This is a genomic window from Aeromicrobium sp. Leaf272 (assembly GCF_001422865.1).
Lineage (GTDB): Bacteria > Actinomycetota > Actinomycetes > Propionibacteriales > Nocardioidaceae > Aeromicrobium.
On record NZ_LMMY01000011.1, the window covers coordinates 122,514 to 131,433 of the forward strand.

Consider the following 8,920-nt stretch of genomic DNA (forward strand, 5'->3'; position numbering starts at 1 on the left):
CGGCAGTGGGGTTGTGCGGGCTGCACATCAGGTAGGTGGCGCCGGGGCGCTGGGCGAACGTGGCGGCGAGCGCGCCGAGGTCGAGACGCCCGTCGTCGCCGAGCGGCACCTCCACCAGCGGTCGGCCCACGTGACCGACCGCGTCGAAGAACGGCTGGTAGACCGGCGGGTTCACGATGACCGGCACGTCGGCGACGCCGGTGAGCCGCAGCACCTCCTCGATGCCGACCATCACGTCGGCGACGGCGAGCGTGCGTGCCGGGTCGAGCCCGGTCCAGCCCCAGCGGTCGGCGGCGAAGTCGGCGAGGGCCTCCGCGTACACGCGCGGCTGCGGGTAGCCGGTGTCGCCGCGGGTCACGGCGTCGCTCAGCGCACGCGCCACGGGCTCGGCGAGCGGCACGTCCATCTCGGCCACGAACATCGGGATGACGTCGGGGTCGTGCATCGTCCACTTGATGCTCGTGCGGCGGCGCAAGTCAGTCAGGGTCAGCTCGTGCAGCGGGTGCATGCGGCCAGCGTGCCACTCCCCCGGGACCTTGACACCCGGTCGGGGCTGGGGGACCGTCGGCTCGACCGAGCCGAGGGGGGCACCGTGGCGCAGCACCGCCCGACGTCGACGGACCGCGGGCTCAGGCGCGGGTTCGCGCTCGCCTGGGTCTCCTGGGTCGCGGGCCTCGCGGCCTGGGCCTACGCCGTCGCCACCGGGTTCACCCTCGGCGGAGGGCTCAGTCCGGCGGAGGAGACGCGCGTCCTCGTGGGAGCCACCGTGGCGATCGGGCTGACCACCGTGCTGCCGGCCATGGGGCTCCTCGCGGCCCTGGTGAACCGACGCGTCGCCGCCGCCCTCGGACTGGGCGTCGCGGTGGCGCTGGCGCTCGTGCCCGTGCTGCTCATCGGCCCAGCCGTGGCGCGCGACTGGCGCGACCGCACGGCACCCGATCCGCCGTCGGGCGAGCCGAACGGCTGCGTGGCGTTCAGCGGCGGCTCGAACACCTGCCCCGGGGGCTGAGCCGGGGCCGTCGCGCTGTCTACCGTGGTCCCATGGACGACGTTCTCGGATCCTTGCTCACCGAGTCGGCAGCCCGCGAGGCCGTGGCGATCGCGCCGCTCATCGACGGGCACGACGACCTCGCCTGGGAGATGCGCGAGAGCGCCGGCTACTCCGTCGACGGGCTCGACCTGGACCGCGCGGCAGCGGGCGAGGACCCGGCGTTCCAGACCGACCTGGTCCGGCTGCGTCGCTCGGGGGTCGGCGGCCAGTTCTGGTCCGTCTACGCACCGTGCTCCCAGCGCGGGGCCGACGCCGTCACGTACACGCTCGAGCAGGTCGACTGGGTGCACCGGCTCGTCGCGCGCTACCCCGACCGGCTCGCGCTCTGCCGCACCGGCGACGACGTGCGCGAGTCGTGGGCCTCGGGCCGCCTGGCGTCGCTGCTCGGCGCCGAGGGCGGCCACAGCATCGACGGCTCCCTCGCCGTCCTGCGACAGCTCGCTGCTCTGGGCGTGCGCTACATGACCCTCACCCACAACGAGAACACCCCGTGGGCCGACTCCGCCACCGACGAGCCCGAGCACGGTGGCCTGACCGACTTCGGCCGCGACGTGGTGCGCGAGATGAACGCGCTCGGCATGCTCGTCGACCTGTCCCACGTGGCGGCCACGACGATGCACGACGCCCTCGACGTGACCACCGCGCCGGTGGTCTTCAGCCACTCCTCGTGCCGGGCCGTCACCGACCACCCGCGCAACGTCCCCGACGACGTCCTCGAACGGCTTCCCGGCAACGGTGGCGTCCTCATGGTCACCTACGTTCCGCCGTTCGTGAACGCCGACTTCGGGGCCTGGTTCGCCCACCGCGAGGTCGACGCCACCGGCGCCGGGCCGATGCCGCGGGTCACCGTCGACGACGTCGTCGCGCACGTGGAGCACGCTCGCGAGGTCGTCGGCGTCGATCACCTGGGCCTCGGCGGCGACTACGACGGGTTCGAGCTCTTCCCCGAGGCGATGGGGGACGTGACCGGTCACGCGGTCCTGCTCGACGCGCTCGCTCGGCGCGGGTGGTCGGCCGACGACCTCGCCCGCCTCACCGGGAAGAACGTGCTGCGGGTGCTCGACGCGACGTCCTGAGTCGTCCCATCGAGCGCGTGGCAGACTCGACGTGAGCCAGGACACACCCGGTTCGGACGTCACGTCGGCCGGCACGTGGGGGGACACGATGGACCAGCGACTCAGCCAGACCGCAGGCAGCGCCGAGGTGCCGCTGCTGGAGACCACGATCGGCGCCGACCTCGCCGCCACCGTCGCGCGGGTGCCCGACGCCGAGGCACTCGTGGAGTGCGCCACCGGCCGACGCTGGACCTACCGCGAGCTGGCCGCCGACGTCGAGGTGGTGGCCCGCGGCCTCGCGTCGCTCGGCATCGAGAAGGGCGACCGGGTCGGCATCTGGGCACCGAACTGCGCGGAGTGGACCCTAGTGCAGTACGCCACAGCCCGGCTCGGCGTGGTGCTCGTGAACGTCAACCCCGCCTACCGCGCCCACGAGCTGGGCTACGTCGTCGGCCAGTCGGGCATGCGCGCGCTCGTGGCCGTGCCCGAGCTCAAGGGCAGCTCGTTCGCCGACATGATCGACGAGGTCCGTCCCGACCACCCGACACTCACCGACGTCCTGCTGATCGGCACCTCCAGCTGGCAGGGCCTGCTCGACGCCGGCCGCGCGAGTGACCTCGACATCGACGCGATCGAGGCCACCCTCGACCCGACGGACCCGATCAACATCCAGTACACGTCGGGCACCACCGGCTTCCCCAAGGGCGCCACGCTCTCGCACCGCAACATCCTCAACAACGGCTTCGCCGTGGGCGAGCTGCTGCACTACACGTCCGACGACCGCATCGCCATCCCCGTGCCCTTCTACCACTGCTTCGGCATGGTGATGGGCAACCTGGCGGCCACCTCGCACGGCGCGACGATGGTGGTCCCGGCCCCGATGTTCGACCCCGCCGCCACCCTGCGCGCGGCCGCCGAGGAGCGGTGCACGTCGCTCTACGGCGTGCCCACGATGTTCATCGCGATGCTCGCCGACCCGTCCTTCGACGACCACGACCTGTCGGCCCTGCGCACCGGCATCATGGCCGGATCGCCGTGCCCCGTGGAGGTCATGAAGCAGGTCATCGAGCGGATGGGAGCCGAGGAGGTCTCGATCTGCTACGGCATGACCGAGACGTCGCCGGTCTCCACGCAGACCCGCACCGACGACAGCATCGAACGACGCGTGAGCACCGTCGGTCGGGTCCACCCGAACCTCGAGACGAAGGTGGTCGACCCGGCCACGGGCGAGGTCGTGCCACGCGGCACGGCCGGCGAGCTCTGCACGCGCGGGTACTCGGTGATGATCGGCTACTGGCAGGAGCCGGAGAAGACGGCCGAGGCCATCGACGCCGACGGCTGGATGCACACCGGTGATCTCGCTGTCATGGACGACGACGGCTACCTGAGCATCACCGGACGCATCAAGGACATGGTGATCCGCGGCGGCGAGAACATCTACCCGCGCGAGATCGAGGAGTTCCTGATCACGCATCCCGACGTCCTCGACGCCCAGGTCGTCGGCGTGCCCGACGCGAGGTACGGCGAGGAGCTCATGGCGTGGCTGCGCATGCGCGACGGCTCCGAGCCGCTCACCGTCGAGGCCGTCCGGGACTTCTGCACCGGACGCCTCGCGCACTACAAGGTGCCGCGCTACGTGCACGTGGTCGAGGAGTTCCCGATGACGGTCACCGGCAAGGTGCGCAAGGTGCAGATGCGCGAGGACGCCCGCGCGCTGCTGGGCCTCTGAGCCCTCACTCCTGCGACGCCGGCCGCACCCAGGTGTCGGCGTCGATGCCGTAGACCCAGCGACGGCCGGGCCACTCCGTGAGCGACCACAGCTGCCCACGCTGCGGCCACCACGTGATGTCCTCGGGCCCGGTGGGCAGCACGCCGCGGCGGCGCGTGAGGGCACCGGGCCGCCCGATCCACAGGTCGCCCGGGTTGTCCTCGCCCGCGCTCGCGGTGATCACCCACGTGCCGTCGACCAGGACGGCACCCTGCATGCGTGGCGCGACCGCGTCGTGCACCTCGATCGGCACGGCCGGCTCGGTCTCGCCCGAGCGCAGCAGGTGGGTGTCGCGGTCGAGCTCGTAGCGGACCATGCGATGGCTGCCGCCCTTGCGGCCGTACTCGCCGGCGACGAGGTGGTCGACGTCGCCCCGGCGGTCGAGCGACATGAACGAGTAGGTCATCGGTCGGACACCGGCGTCGGTGTCGGCGGCGTAGTGGGTCCGCTGGGGCAGCACGTACCGGTAGCCGCGGGTGCGCCACCGGTTGCGCACGCGGATCACGTCGTCGAGGGCGAAGACGCGGACGCCTCCGGAGCTGCCCGCCACGAACAGGTGGTCGCCGTACCAGACGATGCCCCCGGCGTGGACCCGCACGGGACGCAGCAGGTGCAGACCGAGCACCCGACGCGGTGCCACGAGCAGCACGTGCCGATAGCGGGGCGCGGCGTCGTCGGCGTGGTCGATGACGGAGATGCGCGAGCCCAGCGTCAACCAGCCGAGGACGCCGTGCGCGTACCAGCTGACGACGACGACCGGGCGACCCTCGAAGGTGCCCGACTGCGGGTCGGGGCCGTAGGCGTCGGCCGACGTCGTGATGCCCTGCGGCCACCACCGCTGCGACGTCGCGTCGCGCTCCTCCCACTGCATGCCGCCGACCGCGGCCTCCCCCGGGACCTCGGCGCGGCTGCCCCGACGGTCGAGGTCGGCCAGGACGCCGCGGAGTCCGACGCGCCGGAACCGTCCGAAGAAGCGCTCGGAGAGACGCCGCGACGGCGGTGCCGGCACGAGCCGGTACGGGACGGGAGCCACCTCCTCACCGTAGGCGCTCGCGGCGACGTCGGCCGAGAACAGCGGTAGCGTCGAGACCCGGGACGGACGACGAGAGGACGACGTGCAGAAGGCCAGCTCACGCCTGCGTGCGGTTCTGCACACCCTCGGCCGAGTCGTCCTCGCCCTGCTCCTCGCGGTGGCGGCCCTGGGCCAGCTGGTGGCGTGGACGTCACCGTCGTGGTGGGTCCCGCTGCTGCAGTACTGGCCGGTGCAGTACGTCGTCCTCGCCACAGGCGTGTGGCGCGACGCGCTCGGCGTGTGGAACGTCGTCCTCGTCGCGATCCTGCTCGGCCTGCTCCTGGCCATCGGTCGGGCCCGCGGCAGCGGCCTGCTGCGACCGGCCACCGTGGTGGCCGCGGCGGTGCTCGCGTCGTCGCTCGGCCTGTGGTCGTACCAGGTGGTCGACGCCAGGCAGGCGGGCGCGGACGTCGGGGTCTTCGCTCCTGTCGTCCCGTTCCTGAAGGGGACGGTCGCCCCCGATCGCAGCGTCACCGTCGGCACGGTCGACGGCACGGACCTCGACGCCGACCTCTACCTTCCCGACGGGGCCGGCGGCGGCGACGGCGTCCCCGTGGTCGTCTACGTGCACGGAGGTGGCTTCACGGGTGGCGCCCCGGCACCCAGCCCGTACTACCCGCCGCTGCTCGAGCGGGGCTATGCGGTGCTCGACGTCAGCTATCGCCTGGCCAGCCCCGAACGTCAGACGTGGGACACCGCCGTCGCCGACGTCGGCTGTGCACTCACGTGGGTCACCACCGAGGGTCCCGGCGTCGGCCTGGACCCCGAGCGGGTGGGCGCCATGGGCGACTCCGCCGGGGGGCAGCTGGCGATCAACGCCGCCAACCTCGGAGCCCTCGAGGAGCTCGACCCGTCGTGCCGGACGCGCGGCGAGCTCCCGGAGGTCTCCGCGGTCGTCGCCGGCTACCCCGCGGTGGACGGTTCGGCCGCCTACGACCAGTCCGGCCTCGGCCGCGCCTACGGCGACCAGTACGTCGGCGGCCCGCCCGAGGAGTACCCCGAGCGCTACGCGCTCACCGACTCGGTCAACCACCTGTCCGGCGACGGCCCGCCACTGCTGATCTACCAGGGCAGCGCGGACCACCTGATCCTCCCGGGGCCGGTGCGCGACTTCGCCCGCGCGTCGCAGGAGGCCGGCACCACCACGCGCTACGTCGAGCTGCCCGGCCAGGAGCACACGACCGGGGGCGGCCTCGGCACCCTGTCGTTCGGCGACCTCGTCGGCCGCGACCTGACGACGCAGTGGTTCGTCGAGCACCTCTGAGGTAGACGGGTCGGCCGAGCACCGCGCTGAGCGGCGGTGGCCGTCCGCGCGCCGATGGCCGACAGCGCTTCTCTGGGTCGGGCCTGGAGGTGGGCCTGCGTCGGCGTGGGTGGGCGTGGGCTCGGGGCTGCGTCGGCGCGGGTGGTCGTGGGCTCGGGCTTCGAAAGGGCCTCGACCGGGTGACTCCCAGCGCGTCGGCCGGGCCTGCGGACCTTCGTCGCGCCGGTCCACCCCCGAGCGGTGACTCCTCCACCGAAAGAGCGGTCAGGCCCGTAACAGGGGTGCGGATTCCACCGTCTCGGCGCCGAGAAGGTGGAATCCACACCGCGCGGCTCGCTGAACGGTGGAGAAGTCACCGCCCGAGCCCCCAACGGTGGATCCTCAACCGCAGCAACCCTTCTGGCGTTGAGGATCCACCACCCCACCCCGTCCGGACCCCCCATCGGTGGATCCTCAACCGCAGCGCCGCTCCTGAGGTTGAGGATCCACCGATGGGGGCGCGGCCGGCGGGCTCGGTCGCGCCGACGGCCCCTGCACCGTCGAGGCCTTTCGGAGAGCACGTCGACGACGAGCTGCGGCAGCGCAGCCCCACCCCGAGCCCGACCCACAGCAGCGCAGCCCCGCCCCAGGCCCGACCGTCAGCAGCGCAGCCTCGCCGCCGAGCGCCTAGCGCCTAGCGCCTAGCGCCTAGCGCCTAGCGCCTAGCGCCTAGCGCCGAGTGTCCGTACGACGCGCCCTACGCCGACTCGACGGCCGTGCGGATCCGCACCTCACGCTCCATGCGCTTCTCGTGACGCGCGCGACCCTTCAGCGCCTCGGCCTCACGGCTCTTCGGCGGCGCCTTGGTCACGAGGCCGTCGAGGAGCGTGCGCGTGGCGGCCGCGATGTCGTCGATGGCCTGCTCGAACGCCTCGGCGTTCGCCTGCGAGGGTCTCGTCGACCCGCTGACCTTGCGCACGAACTGCAGGGCGGCCTCGCGCACCTCGTCGTCAGTGGTCGGCGGCTCGAAGTTGTGGAGCACGCGGATGTTGCGGCACATCCTCCGACGGTAGCCCCGGCGGGCGGGACGCGGAAGGTCCTCAGGCGCCGCGGCTCGGATCGGAGATGCTCAGCATGGTCTCGCTGAACAGGTCGATCTCGTCCTCACGGGTGCGTCCGGTACCCGCACCGCCCAGCAGCGACATCAGCTCGCCGACGGCGCGGTCGACGCGCGACGTGAGCGCACCCTCGCCCTCGGCGCTCCAGTCGTGCGGCGACGCGAACACGCCGGTCGGCACGGGCACGGCCTGCAGGTAGGCCATGAGCGGACGCATGGCGTGCTCGACGGCCAGCGAGTGGCGCGCGGTGCCACCGGTGGCGCCGAGCAGCACCGGCTTGCCGATCAGCTGGTCGGGCTCGAGCACGTCGGCGAACGACTTGAAGAGTCCGCTGTAGGACGCCTGGAAGATCGGCGTGACGAAGCCGAGGGCGTCGGCCGCGCCCACCTGGTCGATCACGTGCTGCAGACGCGGCGACGCGAACCCGGTGAGCGTCGCGTCGACGACGTCGTGGGCGAGCGGTCGAAGCTCGACGACCTCCACGGATGCACCCGGCTCGGCTCGACGGACGCCCGCGGCCATCTGGTCGGCGAGCAGCCGCGTGGTCGACGGCGAGCCGAGCCCGGCCGAGACGATGACGACGCGGGTCATGCGTGGGCTCCCGCGTCGAGGTCCCGCTCGGCCTGCGCCGCGTCTCGCGCAGCCACGCGCGACGCGTGGGTGGGAGCATCGGGGACGCCGGCCGGACGTCGCGCCTCGAACTCCGCTCGCAGGGTGGGCAGCACCTCGCCGATCATGTCGATCTGGTGCAGCACCTCCTTCAGCGGCAGACCGGCGTGGTCGACGAGGAACAGCTGGCGCTGGTAGTCACCGAAGTAGTCGGCGAACGTCAGCGTCTTCTCGATGAACTCCTGCGGGCTGCCGACGGTGAGCGGCGTCTGCGCGGTGAAGTCCTCCAGGCTCGGGCCGTGGCCGTAGACCGGCGCCTTGTCGAAGTAGGGGCGGAACTCCCGCATCGCGTCCTGGCTGTTCTTGCGCATGAACACCTGACCGCCGAGCCCGACGATCGCCTGCTCGGGCTCGCCGTGGCCGTAGTGGGCGAAGCGCTGCCGGTAGAAGTTGATCAGCCGGATGTAGTGCTCCTTGGGCCAGAAGATGTTGTTGGCGAAGTAGCCGTCGCCGTAGTACGCGGCCAGCTCGGCCACCTCGGGCGTGCGGATGGACGCGTGCCACACCATCGGCGGCACGCCGTCCAGCGGGCGGGGCGTGGCCGTGAAGCCGCGCAGCGGCGTGCGGAACTGGCCCTCCCAGTCCACGACGTCCTCGTCCCACAGCCGTCGCAGCAGCTGGTAGTTCTCGACCGTCAGCTCCACCGCGCGCGTCGGGTCCTGCCCGAACCAGGAGTAGACGGGGGCGGAGTTGCCGCGCCCGAGCATGAGGTCGACGCGCCCGTCGGACAGGTGCTGCAGGACCGCGTAGTCCTCGGCCAGCTTGACCGGGTCGTTCGTGGTGATCTGCGCGATGGCCGTGGAGAAGACGATCCGCTCGGTCTGCGCGGCCATGTAGGCCATGAGCGTCGTCGGCGAGGTGGTGACGAACGGCGGGTTGTGCTGCTGCCCGCTCGCGAAGACGTCGAGCCCGACCTCCTCGGTCTTCCTCGCGATCTCCACCAG

At 72.4% G+C, this 8,920-nt stretch carries 9 protein-coding genes; 4 read left to right on the forward strand and 5 right to left on the reverse strand.

Annotated elements, in window-relative coordinates:
* Positions 1-508, reverse strand: a 508-nt coding sequence (locus ASF38_RS18415) for an aminotransferase class I/II-fold pyridoxal phosphate-dependent enzyme (RefSeq protein WP_369815183.1), incomplete at its 3' end; no start/stop codon positions are given.
* 84 nt (positions 509-592) lie between these two features.
* On the opposite strand from ASF38_RS18415, the gene ASF38_RS07690 reads away from it, so the two are divergent.
* From ASF38_RS07690 to ASF38_RS07700, 3 genes are read left to right on the forward strand one after another with little or no spacing between them, the layout of a single operon-like run.
* Entirely contained in the window at positions 593-1,009 is a 417-nt protein-coding gene (locus ASF38_RS07690; RefSeq protein WP_056551986.1) for a hypothetical protein, read from the forward strand.
* Positions 1,010-1,041: 32 nt separating this feature from the next.
* Positions 1,042-2,127 (forward strand): dipeptidase, encoded by a 1,086-nt coding sequence (locus ASF38_RS07695; protein WP_082480582.1) that lies wholly within the window; start codon positions 1,042-1,044, stop codon positions 2,125-2,127.
* A 31-nt stretch (positions 2,128-2,158) separates the two neighbouring features.
* Positions 2,159-3,835 (forward strand): AMP-binding protein, encoded by a 1,677-nt coding sequence (locus ASF38_RS07700; RefSeq protein ID WP_304438648.1) that lies wholly within the window; start codon positions 2,159-2,161, stop codon positions 3,833-3,835.
* A 4-nt stretch (positions 3,836-3,839) separates the two neighbouring features.
* Here the strand turns inward: ASF38_RS07700 and ASF38_RS07705 are convergent, their stop codons facing one another.
* Positions 3,840-4,907, reverse strand: coding sequence for a hypothetical protein (locus ASF38_RS07705; protein ID WP_056574950.1), 1,068 nt, complete (start codon positions 4,905-4,907; stop codon positions 3,840-3,842).
* Between the two features lie 82 nt (positions 4,908-4,989).
* Between ASF38_RS07705 and ASF38_RS07710 the strand changes: the two genes are divergently transcribed.
* Positions 4,990-6,210 carry an alpha/beta hydrolase gene (locus ASF38_RS07710; RefSeq protein ID WP_056574953.1) on the forward strand — a complete coding sequence of 407 codons (1,221 nt, stop codon included), beginning with the start codon at positions 4,990-4,992 and terminating at the stop codon, positions 6,208-6,210.
* A gap of 736 nt (positions 6,211-6,946) precedes the next feature.
* Here the strand turns inward: ASF38_RS07710 and ASF38_RS07715 are convergent.
* From ASF38_RS07715 to ASF38_RS07725, 3 genes are all read right to left on the reverse strand, one after another.
* A complete protein-coding gene (locus tag ASF38_RS07715; RefSeq protein ID WP_056574957.1) occupies positions 6,947-7,249 on the reverse strand; it encodes a DUF2277 domain-containing protein in 303 nt (100 codons plus the stop codon).
* A 40-nt stretch (positions 7,250-7,289) separates the two neighbouring features.
* Complete coding sequence (locus tag ASF38_RS07720; RefSeq protein WP_056574960.1) at positions 7,290-7,898, reverse strand: CE1759 family FMN reductase; 609 nt, start codon at positions 7,896-7,898, stop codon at positions 7,290-7,292.
* The coding region (locus ASF38_RS07725) for a CE1758 family FMN-dependent luciferase-like monooxygenase (RefSeq protein ID WP_056575401.1) at positions 7,895-8,920 on the reverse strand (1,026 nt) is incomplete at its 5' end. The genes ASF38_RS07720 and ASF38_RS07725, both read right to left, overlap by 4 nt.